Origin of the sequence: Pseudomonas sp. CMR5c (assembly GCF_003850545.1) — a bacterium.
Lineage (GTDB): Bacteria > Pseudomonadota > Gammaproteobacteria > Pseudomonadales > Pseudomonadaceae > Aquipseudomonas > Aquipseudomonas piscis.
In genome coordinates this window covers 2,168,071-2,184,954 of record NZ_CP027705.1, presented here as the reverse complement: position 1 = coordinate 2,184,954, position 16,884 = coordinate 2,168,071, and the positions used below count along the sequence as shown (strand labels likewise).

Sequence of the window (16,884 nt, the reverse complement as noted above, 5' to 3'; positions counted from 1 at the left end):
CGTGGTGATCGTCAACTACAATGCCGGCCCGCTGCTTGAGGAGTGCATAGCTTCGGTGCTGGCAGAGAATGCAGGCCGCCTGGTTCTGGTCGACAATGCTTCCCACGACGATAGCCTGCGCAGGGTGGAGATCTGTCATGGCAGCCACGAACGCCTGGTCATACTGCGCAACAGCAACAACATCGGATTCGCCGCAGCCTGCAACCTTGGCGCACAACAATGCCTGCAGCCGTACATCTTGTTCCTGAATCCGGACACCGTACTGCAGCCCGGTGCAATCGCTGGCATGCTCCAAGCCCTGACCCATTCCAAGGAGCGAGGCATGGCAGGCGGCCAGTTGTGCAATCTCGATGGAAGTGAGCAACCCGGGGGCCGCAGGGTGTTTCCTACGCCGCGTCGAGCAGTGGTGCGCGCCTTGAATCTGTCAGGGCTGGCTCGAGTGTCGCCACGCTGGTTTTCCGACTACCTGCTGCACCGAGAGGCACTGCCTTGCACACCGGTGAACGTCGAGGCCATTTCCGGTGCCTGCATGCTGGTCAAGCGTGAAGCGCTGGACAGCGTTGGAGGTTGGGATGAAGGTTATTTCCTGCACTGCGAAGACCTGGATCTGTGCATGCGCTTTCGCCTGGAAGGCTGGAAAGTCTGCTTTGTACCACAGGTGAAGGTCTTCCACGCCTGGGGCGCCTGCAGTCGGGCTCGTCCGATATTTGTCGAGTGGCACAAACACCGAGGCATGCTCCGTTTCTATGGCAAGTTCTTTCGTAAGCACTACCCCTCGCCCTTGTCTTGGGGCATCTGCATAGGCGTCTGGATGAGATTTGGCTTCATGGTGGGTTACCACATGATGAAACGCTTTGGGAAAGTCTTCGACGCCAGATGATTCATCTGCGCAGCCTTGTTCTCACAAGGTCGTTACCTGCAGCAGAGTCACGCGTATTAAGCCGATCTTTTGCTGATAGAGTGCGCCCCCATCATCTTTCGTATCTTTGAATTCAATCCTCAAGACAAGAATGTCGCAATGAACATCCTGCTTCTCACTTGGCTCCTGCTCATGGGCATGACCGCCTACGCCGCGAACACCCGCGGCCGCTCAGGTCCTCGATGGCTGGCCATTGCTCTCTTCTTACCAGGGCTCGCCCTGGCCGCCGTACTGTTATTGCCACGAGTAGCGAAGACTGGCATCGACGCGCTGGTGCACGAGGATCTGCGGCCCTGCCCGATGTGCCTTGAGGCCATTCAAGCCGCAGCCATACGATGCAAGCACTGCGGGAACGAAGTGGAACCTATCGCTCTGGAGGATCGTAGCGGCTGGGTGGTGCGTTTCACTGCCCCTACGGATGAAGCTTTCGCCCAGTTGACAGCACAGATGGCGCTGATCGATCTGCCGACGATTCTCGACGAAGCACCGCATGCCTTCGCAGGCCCCTTTGAAGAAAAGGCCGAGGCACAGAACGTGCTCAGGTACTTGAAATCCAGCCATGGCCTGGATGGCCTGGTGACATGGCGGTCGGTGAAGAGGTAGCAAGACCGGGATCGATCTGTCTGGAGATGGAGCCCGTAGGCCGGATCTGGCGGAACGCACCGATGACCCTGCCTAGGACAATCCTGGGTACAGTACCTAGCGCCGCTGGGGGCTCTGGCAATCGATCACACTGGCGTCGGTGATGATGTTCTTGCTGTCGGTGTACAGGGTGATGCTGCAGAAGTAGTCCAGCACGGTCTGGTTCTCGTAGTACCCCGTCTTGCGATAGACGGCCTCGCTGCTCACCGGCATCACACCGCTGACACCCTGGCCGCCGACACCAACCAAGGTCTCGCGCTGGCCGACATACTCGGTACCGGTCTGTACGAACACCTTGTCGGGCCCCAGGTGGGTCTGCACCCGGTTCCAGGCATAGAAACCACCACTGCCGTAGGATGAAGGCCCCATGCCCTGGTCGGGTTTGCCGAACAACTCGAAGGCTTTCTTGGCCGGTTGGCCAATCAACCGTTGCGCGGCGAGCTTGACCTCATTGTCCTGGTTGCTGGTTTTGCCAGGCACGGCGCAGGCCGTGAGGGCCATGACGGCGATGGCGAGGCTGGCGAGCTTGATCGAAGGCATGACATTCACTCCATGTGCATGTGGCGTAGGGGAAAACGACGGAACTTTGGCTCAGCCACAACGCCGCGTCCATGCTAGCCAATTGCCGTTAGCGTATATCGAGGATGGGCTTGATCGCTTGTCCGTTGCCAGCGCCTATCTGGATCGCGGGTCTTCGGGCAATGAGCGTGCATGGGGTATTTTGTCGAACCGCTCAACACCAAGGAAATCCATGTTCAGCTCGCTCATAGCAAATGGTAAGCCTGCCACGCCTGATGGCCCGGAGCTGATCGTCCCCTGGTGGAGCTTCACCAAGACAGTCCTGGCGGCGACCGCCCTGTCTTTGGTGCGTGACGGGCTGTTGCAACTGGACGCCCCTGTTCCCGAGCGAGTCTTCACATTACGCCAGCTACTACGCCATGAAGCAGGTCTGGCCGACTATGGCGAGCTGGCGGAGTATCACGCCGCCGTTGCCCACAATGAACCAGCTTGGCCAGCTGCGGAAATGCTGCAACGCCTTGACGGGGCTCGACTCCGATACGCTCCCGGCACCCATTGGCGATACTCGAACCTTGGCTATCTGTTGGTGGGCAGGCTGATTGAGCGGGTGACCGACCTTGAACTGGGCGATGCGGTCACTCAACGTGTACTGGCGCCCCTGGGAGTGTCGAATGTCCGTTTCGCTAAAACAGCAGCGGATCTACAGGTAACGGCTGCAGGAAACGCGTCGAACTATGACCCCGCCTGGGTCTATCACGGCCTGCTGATCGGGCCGATTTCGCAAGCGGCGCTATTCTTGGATCGCTTGCTCTCCGGGCAACTGTTCTCAGCGTATCTGCTTCAGGAAATGCAGACAGTTCGAACATTGGGCGGCCCGATTCCAGGGCGACCATGGATCGAGCCCGGCTATGGCCTGGGTCTTATGCAGGGCTCAATCGAGGGCGGTTTCTTGCTTGGCGGGCACACAGGTTGCGGACCAGGCAGCGTGATCGCGGTTTATCGAATCGGCGATGGCAACACATCGGCTTGCTGCGCCGCTTTTGCAGCAGGCGCCAGCGAAGGCACGGTAGAAACTCTGGTGGCTGAACGACTGGTACAGGTCCTACGACGAGAGTGCTGAACCGAAGCCTGTGCAGCTTGCCTGCCTGCGTATCCGGGCCTGGGCAAGCTGTTTACAGGCGAAGACCTGGCTCTCTTGGTAAACTTGCAATCCATTTCGTTTGATGCGGATCCGAGCGGTATAGCTCAGCTTCCCATCTGCCAGTTTTCTTGCCCGGATAGTCGCCATATCCGACGTGCTACGTACCAGCCCCTGAAGGGGCCTTCGTACTGCAGAAATCCAAGAAACGCCCCAAAACACACCGGAAACACGTAGAGCAAAATGGTCCAGAATTCAGCTACAACCCCAGTAAACTCAAGCCCTACGCTGTCCCGGCGGTTTAGCGTTGCACCGATGATGGATTGGACGGACCGGCACTGCCGGTATTTTTTGCGGCTGCTGTCCAAGCACACGCTGCTCTATACCGAGATGGTCACAACGGGCGCCCTGCTCAACGGCGATCATGAGCGCTTCCTGCGTTATCACCAATCCGAACACCCGCTGGCGCTGCAGTTGGGCGGCAGCACTCCGGCGGACCTCGCCGCCTGCTCGCGGATGGCCCAGGAGCATGGCTACGATGAGGTCAACCTCAACGTCGGCTGTCCCAGCGACCGCGTGCAGAACAACATGATCGGCGCTTGCCTGATGGCTCATCCGGCGCTGGTGGCCGACTGCGTGAAGGCGATGCGCGACGCGGTGTCGATTCCGGTGACGGTCAAGCATCGGATCGGTATCAACGGCCGGGACAGCTATGCAGAACTGTGCGATTTCGTTGGGCAGGTGCATGAGGCCGGCTGTACGAGCTTTACCGTACATGCCCGGATCGCGATCCTTGAAGGCCTGTCGCCCAAGGAGAACCGCGAGATCCCGCCGTTGCGCTACGAAGTGGCAGCCCAATTGAAGGCGGACTTCCCGCAGCTCGAGATCATCCTCAATGGCGGGATCAAGACCCTGGAGGCCTGCCATGAACATTTGCAGACCTTCGATGGGGTGATGCTGGGCCGCGAGGCCTACCACAACCCCTATCTGCTGGCGGAGGTGGATCAGCAACTGTTCAACAGCAGCGCGCCGGTGATTTCCCGGGCCGAGGCCCTGGCGCAATTACGACCCTACATTGCCGAACACCTGGCCAGCGGTGGCGCGATGCACCACATCACTCGCCATGTCCTGGGCCTGGGAAGCGGCTTTCCCGGGGCGCGCAAATTCCGCCAGCTGTTGTCGGTGGATATCCACAAGAGCAAGGATCCGCTGGCGCTGCTGGACCAGGCCGGCCAATTGCTGGAAGGACGCTAGGCGTCAGCCAGGTTGAACCTGACCCGGGTTTTGGCATCGTATTTATCTGGACCATGCCCCGACATTCAAACACCTGTTTCCAGGTCATGGTTTTCGGGGCCATTGCAAGCATTCCGCGCCCTTGAGCGCCTGCCAGCGCTCGGGTAATGTCATCAGACCCATAGGACAGAGCACGCTCATGACTTCCAAGCTGGAACAACTGAAGAAAATCACCACCGTGGTGGCCGACACCGGCGACTTCGACGCCATCGCCCGGGTCAAGCCGGTGGATGCCACCACCAACCCCTCGCTGCTGCTCAAGGCCGCGGCCATTCCCGGTTATGCCGACCTGCTCGGCGCCAGCGTCAGCGACTGCAAGGGTGATGTCGGCCTGGCCAGCGACCGTTTTGGCGTTGCCGTGGGCCAGGAGATCCTCAAGGTGATCCCGGGCCGGATCTCCACCGAGGTCGACGCCCGCCTGTCTTTCGATACCGATGCCATGCTCAAGCGAGCCCATCGCCTGATCGACCTGTACGAGAAAGCCGGCGTAGGTCGCGATCGAGTGCTGATCAAGATCGCTTCCACCTGGGAAGGCATCCGGGCCGCCGAGAAGCTGGAGCGCGAAGGCATCCAGACCAACCTGACACTGCTGTTCTCCTTCGCCCAGGCAGTAGCTTGCGCCGATGCCGGGGTTTTCCTGATCTCGCCATTCGTGGGCCGGATCTACGACTGGTACAAGAAGGCCACCGGCAATGACTACACCAGCTCCGACGATCCCGGCGTGCAGTCGGTAACCCGTATCTACAACTACTACAAGGCCAACGACTACAAGACCGTGGTCATGGGCGCCAGCTTCCGTAACCTCAACCAGATCGAGCAACTGGCAGGCTGCGATCGCCTGACCATCAGCCCGGACCTGATCGAGAAACTGGCAGCCGACACCGGCAAGCTGGAGCGCAAGCTGAGCCCGGGCAAGACCGGTGAAGCTCGCCAGAGCCTCAACGAAGCGCAGTTCCGCTGGGCATCCAATGAAGACGCCATGGCCACCGAAAAACTGGCCGAAGGCATTCGCCAGTTCGCCCGTGACCAGGAGAAGCTCGAGGCGCTGCTGACTGCCAAGCTCTGAGTGAACGAAAGGCATGAACGCAAAAAGGGCGAACCCTCACAGGTTCGCCCTTTTTTATCGCCCGGTTTCAAGCGCTCAGTGACGCTCCAGGGCATTCACCAGGTCATGAAAGGCTTCACGGTTGGAATCGTTCAGCCCCATGAGGATCTTGTGCGCCTCCAGCACCTTGACCCGCACCACTTCTTCCGACTGGTCCTGGGACGGCAGGTCGGTCAGGCACTCCGGACAAGGCACCGGGCGATCGACGATGTTGAACACCTGATCGAATCCCATGGACTGCAGGAGCCGGGTGATGTCCTCGTGGGTGGTGACGACGGTGGGCAACAGGCCAACCTTCTGCCGCGAAAGGATCGACAACTTGGCCAGCAGGCCGAGGGTGGTGCTGTCGATGCTGCGGGTTTCCGTCAGGTCGATCACGATCGCCGAGAAGTTCAGCGCCGTGAAGATCCGCTCAATAGTCGCATCCAACGCCGAACACAGGGTCAGGCGCACTTCACCGACGAATTTCAGGACAAAGGTGCCGTCCTGCTCGGCGAACTGGATTCTACCGGTACTCATCAAAGGTTCCTGCTCAACACTAACAGGGCGATATCATCCGGCATCTCCCCTAGCGTGGCCAATCCAAAAACTTGCCGCAGGCCATCCAGGCTGCCGCCCGCAGCCTTCACCCGTTCAGGCAAGGCCGCTTCTTTCTCTTTGAGTGTAGGCTCGGTCAAAAGGTCCAGGATGCCATCGGACATCAGCGACAGGCTGAATACCGGCGGCAACTCCAGGATGTGGTCCTCATAGGTCGCTTCGTCGAACAGACCTACCGGAAGACCGCGCCCTTCCAGATAGCGCACGCTGTCTGGTGTATACAACACCGGCAACGGCAGGTGCCCGCCAATGCTATAGGTCAGCAAACCAGTCTCCTCGTCGATGACTCCACCGACCATCGTGACGTGTTTACCCAGCTTACAACTGATCAGGCCCCGGTTGATATGGCCCAGCACCTGCGACGGCTTGAACTCCGGCAAGGTGCCGTTGCGCTTGGACTCGAACAACAGGCGCGTGGTCATGAACTTCAACAGTACGGTGACGAAGGCCGAAGACGCGCCATGACCGGAGACATCCGCCAGGTAGAACGCCACTCGGCGCTCGTCCACGCGAAAATAGTCGACAAAATCCCCCGACAGGTAGAGCGACGGGATGATCTGGTGGGCGAAGTTGAAGGCATCGATCGACCAGGGGCTGGTAGGCAGCATGTTCATCTGCACCTGGCGCCCGGCGTTCTGGTCTTCCTGGAGCAGGTTCAGGCTGGCTTCCAGCTCACGATTGGCCGCTTCGAGCTTTTCTCGGTAGCGCTGGTTCTCCAGCAGCAGGCGGGCACGATCCAGGGCCCGACGCACGGAATGCTCGAGTACCGCCAGGTCTTCCAGGGGCTTGATCAGGTAGTCCGCCGCGCCCAGGCGCAGGGCCTCCACCGCATCGTTCATCACGCCAGCACCTGAAACCACGATCACGGGGGTTTGCGATGACAGTTCGGTCACTTGACGGATGAGTTCGAGGCCGCCCATCTGCGGCATGCGCAGGTCGCAGATCACCAGGTCGGGTTTATCGCGCTCGAATACCTGAAGACCCTGCTGGCCATTGGCAGCCTGCAGTACGCTGAAGCCACTGTCTTCCAAATAGGCCGCGAGACTCGCGCGTACTACTTCGTCGTCATCGATTATCAGCAGCGTGGCACTGGTTTTTTGCATGTGGGCAAACGGCGCCAGAATTGGGTTGGCGTAGCTGACTTGGCCATGGGCCTGAGACACGCTACTGGATTCGCTTTCTAGCCACTCCGACAAGGCCAGGATCTTGAATCCTGCACGCCCGACCGCCAGAGGTGCCCTTCTAAGGCGCAGACGGTACTCCCATCCGCGGGGCGTTTCAAGCTCATGCCGATGGTCGCTTGGCGTCTTTACACCACAAATCACCGAGAGTTATAAAAACCGTCAAAACCGCAACTCAATTGCAGGATGGACCCCATGAATCAGAATCAGCGTGACTATAGCGAAAAGCGCGATTACATCCGCATGCGGGTAGATGCCGAGATCACGCTGATCCACCAGGGACAGGTGATCGAAGCGGTCTGCATCGACCTTTCCAGCGGCGGCATGCAAGTCCAGACTCCGCGCTCGTTCCAGATCGGCGATCAATTGAGTGTGCGCATCGATTCCGAGCACACGGCGCTCCGGGGACTGGAAGCGGATACCGAGGTGGTGTGGATCAAGTCTCTGGACGGTGGAGGGCAGAAACTTGGCCTTACAATCCTTAAAATGAACTAACCCTTCCTGCAATGAAAACAAGCCAATGAAAAAGGCAGCCTGATGGCCGCCTTTTCGCTAACGCAAGACCCTCCAAAGACTAGAAATCGTCTTCGACCTTGCCATCCTTGACCTTGAACTCGCGGTTCTGCAGATAAGCATTGCGAATGAAGGTGTATTTGTCGCCGCGGATCAGCTTGTCCGCCGCCAGCAGGCTGGCACGGGTATCGACCACGTTCACGCCCATGGCGATGTTGCGCGCCGGAACATCATTGATGTAGCGATAAGGCGCGGTGTAGCTGTCGACGAACTTGGCCGGCGCATCACGCAGGGTGCTCGGCCCCAGCAACGGCAGCATCACGTAGGGACCGCTCTCCACGCCCCAGTGACCCAGGGTCTGGCCAAAATCTTCATCGTTGCGTTGCAAGCCCATCTTGGTGCCGACATCGAAGAAGCCGGCCAGGCCCAGAGTGGTGTTCATCAGCAGGCGCGCGGTATCGACACCGGCGGCATGGGGCTTGGCCTGCAGGATGTCGTTGAACAGGTTGCCGACGTCACCGACGTTGCGGAACATGTTGTGGATGCCGTCTTCCAGGAATTGCGGCGTGACCGCCTGATAGCCTTGGGCCAATGGCTTCAGGGCATAGGTGTCCAAGGTATCGTTGAAGGTGAAGATCGGGCGGTTGACGCCTTCCCACGGATCCTCCTCCGCCGCCTGGACGGCCAGGGGAGCCAGCGTCACGCCGGCACTCATAAATAGTGGAACTAGATAACGGCTCCAGCGCATCGCAGGAAACTCCTCGGCTTGTTCTCTCATCGGGTCATGCCCTGAGGTTAGGCCCGGAGTATAAAACGGATGTGCCGCTTTAGGCAGCATCGACACCAGCCGCACGAACGAATCAGCTGGGCATTCACCTGGCTGTAACCTTGATGTCATGTTCTGCCGCTAGTTTCGGAAGGCACTTCAAGGACGCCGCCATGCCCCACCTCGACACCCCAGCCCAACCCTCCCGCCCCCTGACCGCGGTGCTTTTCGGGCTCAGTGGCTGCCTGGTGGACTTCGGTGCCTTGTCACGCCTGCAAACGGCATGGCAACCCACCCCGGAACGACTCCAGGCCACACCCGGCGCCCTGGAAAGCCTGCAGCACCTGGAACGACAGGGCATACCCTGTGCCTGGTTGGAACAGCTGCCCGACACCAGCACTCGCCAATTGGCCGCTGCGCTGCCGGAATGGATCGAGCCGGCTCCGGCAACCACAATCCCCTGGCCCGCTCCCGACGCTTGCTGGCAGGCCTTGATGGCGCTCAAGGTCAAGGGCCTGGACGGTTGCGTGCTGGTCAGTGGCGAACCGCATTTGTTGCAGTCGGGGCTAAATGCCGGCCTGTGGACCATCGGCCTCGCGTCCTGCGGTTCTCTGTGCGGCCTGCCTCCCAGCGAGTGGCAGGCCCTGAGCCAGCAGGAGCGCGAACTCAAGCGCGGCAAGGCGACGGTGCAATTGTTCGGCCTGGGAGTGCACTCGGTGATCGACCACCTGGGTGAACTGACCACCTGCCTGGAGGACATCGGGCTGCGAAGGCTCAAGGGCGAAAAACCCTGAAATACGCCTGTTGATCAAGATCATGCACGGCGCTTGCGGGTGGATTAATCTAAATCCCGTGGGCATGGACCTTTGCCTCAGGCACGCGGTCCATCCCTCTGCCTATCACTGAAGGGAGAACGCCATGCCTGCCCGCGAACTGCAACAACAACTCGATACCCTGCGCGAGCAATTGGAACAGAACCCGCCGCTGTCGCCGGCCGAACGCGAGAACCTGCAAGAACTGATGCAGCAGATCGAACTGCAGCTGCAGCTGGAGAACAGCACCCACGACACCAGCCTCGCCGATGGCGTCAACCTGGCCGTCGAGCGCTTCGAACTGGAGCACCCGGCCATCGCCGGAACCTTGCGCAACATCGTCCAGACCCTGGGCAACATCGGCATCTGACCGACCTTCGATGCACGCGCCCAAATGCAAAGCCCCGCCATCACAGCGGGGCTTTGGTTTATTGGCGCACCAACCGGTGATTGGCGAAGTCCGCCGTTTCGGTACTGCGGTAAGGGTTGATATCCAACCCGCCGCGACGCACGTAGCGCGCGTAGACAGTGAGCTTCTCTGGTTTGAGCAGGCGCTGCAGGTCGAGGAAGATCCGCTCCACGCACTGCTCATGGAAGTCAGAGTGCTGGCGGAAGCTCACCAGGTAGGCCAGCAGACTGGCATGGTCCAGGGCCGCACCACGGTATTGCACCACCACGCTGCCCCAGTCCGGCTGGCTGGTCACCGGACAGTTGGACTTGAGCAGATGGCTGTGCAAGCTCTCCTCCACCACCCGCGAGCTGTCGCAGCGCAGTAGTTCGGGACGCGGGTGCTCGTAGCTGTCGACGCTGATATCCAGATCGTCGATGCACACGCCCGGTAGCGCCACCAGGCCTTGCGCCTCGACTTCCCCAAGACTGCGGACATGCACCGTCACCGGCTTGCCCGCAGCGGCCGAAAGGTCCTTGCGCAAGGTCGCTTCGAGCGTGGCCCGATCGGCGAACGGCGTCTGGTTCAGCGAGTTGAGGTAAAGCTTGAAGGACTTGGACTCGATGATGTTCGGCGAGTCGGCGGGAATGCTGAACTCGCCGATGGCCACCACCGGCTTGCCCGAAGGCAGCAACCAGGACAGCTCGAAGCAGTTCCAGAAATCCACGCCCTGGTAGGGCAGGGTCTCGGCGCTCAAGCCTAGCTCGGCCCATTTCGCCGCCCGAGGGATGGGGAACAGCAACGATGGCGTGTAGGTGGAGATGTATTCACTGGACTTGCCCAGCGGCGAATGTTCGGCTGCGGGATGCATGGCGGAAACCTGACTGAAGAATCAGCGGATTCTAACAGCCTTTGCTCCCGCCTTTGAGCCCCGGCCGCCTATGGACTGACCGTCAGCTTGCCGACCATCCCGGCCTGGTAGTGCCCGGGGATATTGCAGGCGAACTCCAGGCTGGCGCTTTTGCTGAAGGTCCAGGTCAGCTCGGCCTGCTTGCCCGGCTCCACCAGCACGCTATTGGGATCGTCGTGTTGCATGCCCTGGGCCATCCCGGGCATGGAGCCGTGCCCCATCGAGGCATGATCCATCGAACCGTGCCCCATGGCCTTCATGCCGGTGGGGGTCAGCATGCCGCTCTGTTGCATCTGCAGCATTTCCTGCTGGTGCCGGGCATGCATCGCCGCATCCCCCAGATTGAATTCATGCAACAGCTGGCCCTTGTTGATCAGCACGAAACGCACCGTTTCACCGGCCTTGACCTCCAGCGCCTTGGGGTTGAAGGTCATGTCCCCCATCACCACCTCGACACTGCGCGTGGCCTTGGCCGCCGCGGCCGGCTGGCCGAAATCATAGGACGTGGCCGGCGACGCCCAGAGCGGTGCTGCCGCCAGCATCAGGCAGGCACCGAGCATGGAACGGCTTTGCAACAACAACTTTTGCAGATTCATCATCAAACCCCGACAAGAACAGAATTGAGCCTGTGCCACACTCTAGGACCGGACCGCTGCCAGCCAGCTGACAAGTAGATTACAACTTTGTCAGCTTCACCTGCGCAGCGCCCCTGCAAGGTATAAAGCTCCGGTTCCATATGCCAAGAGTCCCGCCATGAAGTTATTGATCGTCGAAGACCAACCCAAGACCGGCCACTACCTGCGCCAGGGCCTGAGCGAAGCCGGCTTCAATACCGAACTGGTGGCGGACGGCAATACCGGCCAGCACCTGGCGCTGACCGGCGACTACGCGCTGCTGATCCTCGATGTGATGCTCCCCGGCCGCAGCGGCTGGCAGATCCTGCAGGCAGTACGGGGGGCCGGGCTGGAGATGCCAGTACTGTTCCTCACCGCCCGCGACGCGGTGGAAGACCGGGTACATGGCCTGGAACTGGGCGCCGACGACTACCTGGTCAAGCCCTTCGCCTTCTCCGAACTGCTGGCACGGGTTCGCAGCCTGCTGCGCCGGGGCGGCAGCGCGACCCAGGAAACCAGCCTGCAACTGGCCGACTTGCGCCTGGACCTGATCCGTCGCCGGGTGGAACGTGGCAACCAGCGCATCGACCTGACCGCCAAGGAGTTCGCCCTGCTGGAGATGCTCCTGCGACGCCAGGGCGAGGTCTTGCCCAAGTCGCTGATCGCGTCCCAGGTCTGGGACATGAACTTCGACAGCGACACCAACGTCATCGAAGTGGCGATCCGCCGCCTGCGCCTGAAGATCGATGACGACTATCCCAACAAGCTGATCCATACGGTACGCGGCATGGGGTATGTGCTCGAAGAGCGCCTGGCCTGATGCGCCGCCTGTCCTTGAGCGGGCGCCTGGCGCTGCTGTTCGCCGCCTGCACCGCCGTGGTCTCGTTGCTGGCCGGAATACTCTTCAACCGGGCGAGCCAGGCGCACTTCGTCGAACTGGACCAGCAACTGCTGGAGGGCAAGCTGATCGCCCTGCGCAGCGCCTTGCAGGACGTCACCACGGCGGCGGACTTTCCTCGCCACCGGCCACGACTACAAGATGAACTGCAGCACCAGCCGGACCTGGCCCTGCGCGTGGGCGCCGCCGATGGCCAGGCCTGGTTCGATACCTTGCCAGCCCTGCCCGCCCCGCTACCCGCCACCCAGGGACTGCACAGCCTGGACCTGGCCGGAACCGCCTACCGGGTCTACAACGCAGCGCTGGTGCCCGGCCAGGCGGACTCGCCACGGCTGACCTTGCTGCTGGACATCACCCATCACCAGCACTTCCTGCAGCGCATGCAGCACTTGATCTGGCTCACCGTAGGCCTGTCGGCACTGGCCACCGCCCTGCTCGGCGCCTGGGCGGCCCGGAGCGGCCTGCGCCCATTGCGCAGCATGGGCAGCGTGGCGGCCGGCATCTCCGCCAACTCCCTGACCCAACGCCTGCCGGCGGAGCAGATGCCCGCCGAATTGGCAGAACTGGCCGGCAGCTTCAACGCCATGCTCGGTCGCCTCGATGAGTCGTTCCAGCGGCTCTCGGCCTTCTCCGCCGACATCGCCCATGAACTGCGCACGCCGCTGTCCAACCTGCTGACCCATACCCAGGTCACCCTGACCCGCCCCAGGCCCATCGAGGACTACCGCGAAGCCCTGCACAGCAATCTCGAGGAACTGCAATGGATGGCGCAGTTGGTCAACGACATGCTGTACCTGGCCAAGGCCGACCATGGCCTGCTGGCCCCCCGACGGGAAATGCTCGACCTGGCCCAGGAGACCGACATGCTGCTGGAGTTCTACGGCCCCCTGGCCGAGGACGCGCAAGTGCAGCTCGCTCGTGAAGGCAACGCCCGGATCTCCGGGGACCGCAGCATGCTGCGCCGGGCGCTGTCCAACCTGCTGGACAACGCACTGCGCTTCACTCCCGCTGCCGGCACGGTGCAGGTGCAGATCAGCGACCGCCCCAAGGACCTGTCACTGAGCATCGAGAACAGCGGCGAAGGTATCGCCAAGGAAGTGCTGCCACGCCTGTTCGACCGGTTCTACCGGGCCGATCCGGCGCGCCGTGAAGGTAGCAGCGAACATGCGGGGCTGGGGCTGGCCATCACCCAGTCGATAGTCCGCGCCCATGGCGGACAGATCCATTGCGAATCCGGCCCGGGCTGGACCCGCTTCGTGATCGAGTTGCCCAAGCAAGCCTGAGCCCCGCGCCACTGACGCAGCGCAGGGGCCCTGGGCTCAGGAGTAGCGCAGCGCCTGGGCCGGTTCGACCTTGGAGGCGCGCCAGGCGGGATAGACCGTCGCCAGGAAGCTCAGGATGAACCCGGCGCTGCAGATCAGTGCCACATCGCCGCCCTGCAGTTCCGAAGGCAGGTTGCTGACGAAGTACACGTCAGAGCTGAAGATCTGCTGGCCGCTGATGCGTTCGAGCCAGCCCACCAGCTCGCTCACGTTGAGCGCCGCCAGGACGCCCAGCACGCCGCCGATCAGGGTGCCGACGATGCCGATCACCGTCCCCTGGACCATGAAGATCGCCATGATCTGCCGCGGAGTGGCGCCGATGGTGCGCAAGATCGCGATATCCGCGCCCTTGTCGTTCACCACCATGATCAGGGTGGCGATGATGTTGAAGGCCGCCACCGCGACAATCATCAGCAGGAGCAGGCCGATCATGGTCTTTTCCATCTTCATCGCGCTGAACAGGCTGCCTTGGGTGTGGGTCCAGTCATCGGCCCTGAAGTCCGCCCCCAGGTCCTTGGCAATGTTCGCCGAGACCTGCGGCGCGGCATACAGGTCCTTGACCGCCAGGCGCACGCTCTGCACCTGGTTGGGCTGCCAGTGCTGCATCTGGGCGGCATCGACCACGTGGATCAGGCCCATGGAACCGTCGAGCTCGGCACCGACCCTGAACACTCCCACCACCGTCAGGCGCTGCATGCGCGGGGTGATACCACCGGGTGCCGTGCTGACTTCCGGCACGATCAGGGTCAGCTTGTCGCCGACATTCAGGCGAAACCGCCGGGCCGTGATCTCGCCGACCACCACCCCGAACTCGCCAGGCTTCAAGTCCTGCAGGCTGCCCTGGACGATGTGCTGGGCGACGATGGAGACCTTGCCCTCCTGGGCCGGGTCGATACCGCTGATCTGGATCGGCTGCATCGCACCCTTGTAGGACAGCATGCCCTCCATTTCGGTGAACGGTACCGCTGCGGTGACTTGCGGATTGCTCAAGGCTGCGGCGGCTACCGGCTGCCAGTCGTCGATGGGCTTGACCCCGACGATGGTGGCATGGGGCACCATGCCGAGGATCCGCGAGCTCATTTCCCTCTGGAAGCCGTTCATCACCGAAAGCACCACGATCATCGCCAGCACACCCAGGGCAAGGCCGATCATCGAGGTCATGGAAATGAAGGAAACGAAGCGGTTACGCCGCTTGGCGCGGGTGTAGCGCGTGCCGATAAAGATCGATAAGGGTCGGAACATGGGCAAGGCACCCTGGAAAGATTAATGACCCGGCGCCGGCCGACGAGCCGCCGACGCCGCGTGCGGTCGCGTCAGATCGCGACCAGGTGACCTTCTTGCAGGTGCAATACGCGATCCATCTGCCGGGCCAGGTTCATGTCGTGGGTCACCACCAAAAAGGCAGTGCGCATCGAGGTGCTGAGTTCCAGCATCAGGTCCTGGATGCCCTGGGCGGTATGGGAATCGAGGTTGCCGGTGGGCTCATCGAGCATCACCAGCCCCGGCTTGTTCACCAGGGCGCGGGCGATGGCCACGCGCTGGCGCTCACCACCGGACAGCTCGGCGGGCTTGTGTTCCAGACGATGGGCCAGGCCGACCCGCTCCAGCAGCGCCGTGGCCCGCTGGCGGGCTTCCGGGATCGGTGTACGACCGATCAGCAGCGGCATGCAGACGTTCTCCAGGGCGGTGAATTCCGGCAGCAGGTGGTGGAACTGATAGACGAACCCCAGGGCGCGGTTGCGCAGCTGGCCACGGGCCTTTTCCCCCAGGGCCGAGAGCTCCTCGCCGGCCAGCCAGACGCTGCCCTTGGAAGGGGTATCCAGGCCGCCCAGCAGGTTGAGCAAGGTACTTTTACCGGAACCGGAGCTGCCGACGATGGCTACCCGCTCGCCCGGATGCAGTTCCAGTTGCAGGCCGGACAGGACCACCACCGACTCCGGGCCTTCCTCATAGGACTTGCCCAGGTCGCGGCAGCTCAGGATTGCTTTTTCACTCATGCCCAACTCACTCATAACGTAGCGCCTCCGCAGGCTGGGTGCGCGCCGCACGCCAGGCAGGATACAGGGTGGCGAGGAAACTCAGGACCAACGCCGCACCGCAGACCATCAACACGTCCTCGGCCATCAGCTGGGACGGCAGGTAGTCGATGAAGTACACGTCGGCATTGAGGAACTTGTGTCCGATCAGGCGCTCGAGACCGGCGATCGCAGCGCTGACATTCAGTGCCGCGAGCATGCCCAGCACGGCGCCGATCAGGGTACCGACCACGCCGATCACCGTGCCCTGGACCATGAAGATCGCCATGATGGTCGCCGGCGTGGCACCCAGGGTGCGCAGGATGGCGATGTCGCCCTTCTTGTCGTTCACCACCATCACCAGGGTGGAGATGATGTTGAAGGCGGCGACCGCGACGATCAGCAACAACAGCAGGCCGATCATGGCTTTTTCCATGCGGATGGCCTGGTACAGGTTGCCATGGGTGCGGGTCCAGTCACGGGCGTAGAAATGGTTCTCGCCCAGCTCCTGGGCGATCTGCCAGGCCGTGCGCGGCGCCTGGAACAGGTCGTCGAACTTCAACCGCAAGCCCTGGACCTGGTCTGGCTTCCAGCGGTGCAGGCGGCCCAGGTCCTGGAGGTTGGTCAGGCCCAGGTAGCCATCGATCTCGCCGGCGCCAACGTGGAAGATACCCACCACGGTGAAGCGCTTCATGCGCGGGAACATGCCTGCCGGGGTCACCGAGACCTCAGGGGCGACGAAGGTCAGCTTGTCGCCCAGGCCGACGCCCAGCTTGTTGGCGGCCTTGTCACCGATGACGATGCCGAAACTGCCGGGCGCCAGGGCATCCAGCTGTCCCTGTTGCATGAAGTGGTCGATGATCGAGACCTGGCGTTCCTGGGCCGGGTCGATGGCGTTGAGCAACACCTTCTGCACCTGGCCGTTGTTGGTCAACAGGCCCTGCATCTGGGTGAAGGGCGCCACCGCCAGTACCTGGGGATTGGCCTTGACCTTGGCGGCCAGGCCCTGCCAGTCACTGATGGGCTCGCCGGATTCGATGGTGGCGTGGGGCACCATGCCCAGCACGCGGGTGCGCATCTCATGGTCGAAGCCATTCATCACCGACAGCACCACGATCATCACGATCACGCCGAGGGCGAGACCGATCATCGAAGTCAGGGAAATGAATGACACGAAATGGTTGCGACGCTTTGCACGGGTATAACGCGTGCCGATGAAAGCAAACAGAGGTCTGAACATGTCGGGGCTTGT

General features: G+C 61.7%; 19 protein-coding genes. 10 read left to right on the top strand and 9 right to left on the bottom strand.

Annotation, left to right across the window (positions count from 1 at the left end; translation table 11 throughout):
• Position 1: 1 nt before the first annotated feature.
• Together C4K40_RS10230 and C4K40_RS10225 are read left to right on the top strand one after the other, a co-directional pair.
• Complete coding sequence (locus C4K40_RS10230) at positions 2 to 880, top strand: glycosyltransferase family 2 protein (protein WP_256224321.1); 879 nt, start codon at positions 2 to 4, stop codon at positions 878 to 880.
• A 138-nt stretch (positions 881 to 1,018) separates the two neighbouring features.
• Positions 1,019 to 1,522, top strand: coding sequence for an SPOR domain-containing protein (locus C4K40_RS10225; protein WP_053138681.1), 504 nt, complete (start codon positions 1,019 to 1,021; stop codon positions 1,520 to 1,522).
• Between the two features lie 96 nt (positions 1,523 to 1,618).
• On the opposite strand, the gene C4K40_RS10220 is transcribed toward C4K40_RS10225, so the two are convergent.
• Positions 1,619 to 2,101, bottom strand: a complete 483-nt coding sequence (locus C4K40_RS10220) for a hypothetical protein (protein ID WP_053138678.1) — start codon at positions 2,099 to 2,101, stop codon at positions 1,619 to 1,621.
• Positions 2,102 to 2,312: 211 nt separating this feature from the next.
• On the opposite strand from C4K40_RS10220, the gene C4K40_RS10215 reads away from it, so the two are divergent.
• The 3 genes from C4K40_RS10215 (at position 2,313) to tal (ending at position 5,577) form a co-directional block, all read left to right on the top strand.
• Positions 2,313 to 3,200, top strand: a complete 888-nt coding sequence (locus C4K40_RS10215; protein ID WP_053138675.1) for a serine hydrolase — start codon at positions 2,313 to 2,315, stop codon at positions 3,198 to 3,200.
• 261 nt (positions 3,201 to 3,461) lie between these two features.
• Complete coding sequence (dusA, locus tag C4K40_RS10205) at positions 3,462 to 4,472, top strand: tRNA dihydrouridine(20/20a) synthase DusA (protein WP_053138672.1); 1,011 nt, start codon at positions 3,462 to 3,464, stop codon at positions 4,470 to 4,472.
• A 178-nt stretch (positions 4,473 to 4,650) separates the two neighbouring features.
• Positions 4,651 to 5,577 (top strand): transaldolase, encoded by a 927-nt coding sequence (gene tal / locus C4K40_RS10200; RefSeq protein ID WP_022643376.1) that lies wholly within the window; start codon positions 4,651 to 4,653, stop codon positions 5,575 to 5,577.
• A 75-nt stretch (positions 5,578 to 5,652) separates the two neighbouring features.
• On the opposite strand, the gene rssC is transcribed toward tal, so the two are convergent.
• Both rssC and rssB read right to left on the bottom strand, forming a co-directional pair.
• Positions 5,653 to 6,135 carry an anti-sigma factor antagonist RssC gene (gene rssC, locus C4K40_RS10195; protein WP_022643406.1) on the bottom strand — a complete coding sequence of 161 codons (483 nt, stop codon included), beginning with the start codon at positions 6,133 to 6,135 and terminating at the stop codon, positions 5,653 to 5,655.
• The gene (rssB, locus tag C4K40_RS10190; RefSeq protein WP_031321348.1) at positions 6,135 to 7,316 is read right to left on the bottom strand and encodes a two-component system response regulator RssB; all 1,182 of its coding nucleotides are present in this window, start codon (positions 7,314 to 7,316) and stop codon (positions 6,135 to 6,137) included. Before rssB ends, rssC begins: the two co-directional genes overlap by 1 nt.
• Positions 7,317 to 7,589: 273 nt before the next feature.
• Here rssB and C4K40_RS10185 point away from each other — a divergent pair, with 273 nt between their 5' ends.
• On the top strand, positions 7,590 to 7,889 hold the full coding sequence (locus tag C4K40_RS10185) for a PilZ domain-containing protein (RefSeq protein WP_053138669.1): 300 nt from the start codon (positions 7,590 to 7,592) through the stop codon (positions 7,887 to 7,889).
• Positions 7,890 to 7,968: 79 nt separating this feature from the next.
• On the opposite strand, the gene C4K40_RS10180 is transcribed toward C4K40_RS10185, so the two are convergent.
• Positions 7,969 to 8,655, bottom strand: a complete 687-nt coding sequence (locus C4K40_RS10180) for a VacJ family lipoprotein (RefSeq protein ID WP_031321331.1) — start codon at positions 8,653 to 8,655, stop codon at positions 7,969 to 7,971.
• A 191-nt stretch (positions 8,656 to 8,846) separates the two neighbouring features.
• On the opposite strand from C4K40_RS10180, the gene C4K40_RS10175 reads away from it, so the two are divergent.
• Positions 8,847 to 9,467, top strand: coding sequence for an HAD family phosphatase (locus C4K40_RS10175; RefSeq protein ID WP_124421281.1), 621 nt, complete (start codon positions 8,847 to 8,849; stop codon positions 9,465 to 9,467).
• A gap of 124 nt (positions 9,468 to 9,591) precedes the next feature.
• Complete coding sequence (locus C4K40_RS10170; RefSeq protein WP_022643370.1) at positions 9,592 to 9,855, top strand: DUF4404 family protein; 264 nt, start codon at positions 9,592 to 9,594, stop codon at positions 9,853 to 9,855.
• 58 nt (positions 9,856 to 9,913) lie between these two features.
• On the opposite strand, the gene queF is transcribed toward C4K40_RS10170, so the two are convergent.
• The gene (gene queF / locus C4K40_RS10165) at positions 9,914 to 10,744 is read right to left on the bottom strand and encodes an NADPH-dependent 7-cyano-7-deazaguanine reductase QueF (RefSeq protein WP_022643369.1); all 831 of its coding nucleotides are present in this window, start codon (positions 10,742 to 10,744) and stop codon (positions 9,914 to 9,916) included.
• 68 nt (positions 10,745 to 10,812) lie between these two features.
• Positions 10,813 to 11,343: a plastocyanin/azurin family copper-binding protein gene (locus C4K40_RS10160; protein ID WP_371263536.1), complete on the bottom strand. Its 531-nt coding sequence runs from the start codon at positions 11,341 to 11,343 to the stop codon at positions 10,813 to 10,815.
• Between the two features lie 193 nt (positions 11,344 to 11,536).
• Here C4K40_RS10160 and C4K40_RS10155 point away from each other — a divergent pair, with 193 nt between their 5' ends.
• Together C4K40_RS10155 and C4K40_RS10150 are read left to right on the top strand one after the other, a co-directional pair.
• The gene (locus C4K40_RS10155; RefSeq protein WP_022643367.1) at positions 11,537 to 12,217 is read left to right on the top strand and encodes a heavy metal response regulator transcription factor; all 681 of its coding nucleotides are present in this window, start codon (positions 11,537 to 11,539) and stop codon (positions 12,215 to 12,217) included.
• On the top strand, positions 12,217 to 13,578 hold the full coding sequence (locus tag C4K40_RS10150; protein WP_053138653.1) for a heavy metal sensor histidine kinase: 1,362 nt from the start codon (positions 12,217 to 12,219) through the stop codon (positions 13,576 to 13,578). The genes C4K40_RS10155 and C4K40_RS10150 overlap by 1 nt, the downstream gene beginning before the upstream one ends.
• A 36-nt stretch (positions 13,579 to 13,614) precedes the next feature.
• Here the strand turns inward: C4K40_RS10150 and C4K40_RS10145 are convergent, their stop codons facing one another.
• From C4K40_RS10145 to C4K40_RS10135, 3 genes are all read right to left on the bottom strand, one after another.
• Entirely contained in the window at positions 13,615 to 14,859 is a 1,245-nt protein-coding gene (locus C4K40_RS10145; protein ID WP_053138649.1) for a lipoprotein-releasing ABC transporter permease subunit, read from the bottom strand.
• Between the two features lie 71 nt (positions 14,860 to 14,930).
• Entirely contained in the window at positions 14,931 to 15,614 is a 684-nt protein-coding gene (gene lolD / locus C4K40_RS10140) for a lipoprotein-releasing ABC transporter ATP-binding protein LolD (protein WP_022643364.1), read from the bottom strand.
• A gap of 7 nt (positions 15,615 to 15,621) precedes the next feature.
• Positions 15,622 to 16,872 carry a lipoprotein-releasing ABC transporter permease subunit gene (locus tag C4K40_RS10135; protein WP_053138647.1) on the bottom strand — a complete coding sequence of 417 codons (1,251 nt, stop codon included), beginning with the start codon at positions 16,870 to 16,872 and terminating at the stop codon, positions 15,622 to 15,624.
• Positions 16,873 to 16,884 lie beyond the last annotated feature (12 nt).

What these genes read in the sequence shown, in the direction of transcription:
- C4K40_RS10225 (WP_053138681.1), top strand. Translation starts at nt 1,019, where the DNA reads ATGAACATCCTGCTTCTCACTTGGCTCCTGCTCATGGGCATGACCGCC.
- C4K40_RS10220 (WP_053138678.1), bottom strand. Translation starts at nt 2,101, where the DNA reads ATGCCTTCGATCAAGCTCGCCAGCCTCGCCATCGCCGTCATGGCCCTC.
- C4K40_RS10215 (WP_053138675.1), top strand. Translation starts at nt 2,313, where the DNA reads ATGTTCAGCTCGCTCATAGCAAATGGTAAGCCTGCCACGCCTGATGGC.
- dusA (WP_053138672.1), top strand. Translation starts at nt 3,462, where the DNA reads ATGGTCCAGAATTCAGCTACAACCCCAGTAAACTCAAGCCCTACGCTG.
- tal (WP_022643376.1), top strand. Translation starts at nt 4,651, where the DNA reads ATGACTTCCAAGCTGGAACAACTGAAGAAAATCACCACCGTGGTGGCC.
- rssC (WP_022643406.1), bottom strand. Translation starts at nt 6,135, where the DNA reads ATGAGTACCGGTAGAATCCAGTTCGCCGAGCAGGACGGCACCTTTGTC.
- rssB (WP_031321348.1), bottom strand. Translation starts at nt 7,316, where the DNA reads ATGCAAAAAACCAGTGCCACGCTGCTGATAATCGATGACGACGAAGTA.
- C4K40_RS10185 (WP_053138669.1), top strand. Translation starts at nt 7,590, where the DNA reads ATGAATCAGAATCAGCGTGACTATAGCGAAAAGCGCGATTACATCCGC.
- C4K40_RS10180 (WP_031321331.1), bottom strand. Translation starts at nt 8,655, where the DNA reads ATGCGCTGGAGCCGTTATCTAGTTCCACTATTTATGAGTGCCGGCGTG.
- C4K40_RS10175 (WP_124421281.1), top strand. Translation starts at nt 8,847, where the DNA reads ATGCCCCACCTCGACACCCCAGCCCAACCCTCCCGCCCCCTGACCGCG.
- C4K40_RS10170 (WP_022643370.1), top strand. Translation starts at nt 9,592, where the DNA reads ATGCCTGCCCGCGAACTGCAACAACAACTCGATACCCTGCGCGAGCAA.
- queF (WP_022643369.1), bottom strand. Translation starts at nt 10,744, where the DNA reads ATGCATCCCGCAGCCGAACATTCGCCGCTGGGCAAGTCCAGTGAATAC.
- C4K40_RS10160 (WP_371263536.1), bottom strand. Translation starts at nt 11,343, where the DNA reads ATGCTCGGTGCCTGCCTGATGCTGGCGGCAGCACCGCTCTGGGCGTCG.
- C4K40_RS10155 (WP_022643367.1), top strand. Translation starts at nt 11,537, where the DNA reads ATGAAGTTATTGATCGTCGAAGACCAACCCAAGACCGGCCACTACCTG.
- C4K40_RS10150 (WP_053138653.1), top strand. Translation starts at nt 12,217, where the DNA reads ATGCGCCGCCTGTCCTTGAGCGGGCGCCTGGCGCTGCTGTTCGCCGCC.
- C4K40_RS10145 (WP_053138649.1), bottom strand. Translation starts at nt 14,859, where the DNA reads ATGTTCCGACCCTTATCGATCTTTATCGGCACGCGCTACACCCGCGCC.
- lolD (WP_022643364.1), bottom strand. Translation starts at nt 15,614, where the DNA reads ATGAGTGAAAAAGCAATCCTGAGCTGCCGCGACCTGGGCAAGTCCTAT.
- C4K40_RS10135 (WP_053138647.1), bottom strand. Translation starts at nt 16,872, where the DNA reads ATGTTCAGACCTCTGTTTGCTTTCATCGGCACGCGTTATACCCGTGCA.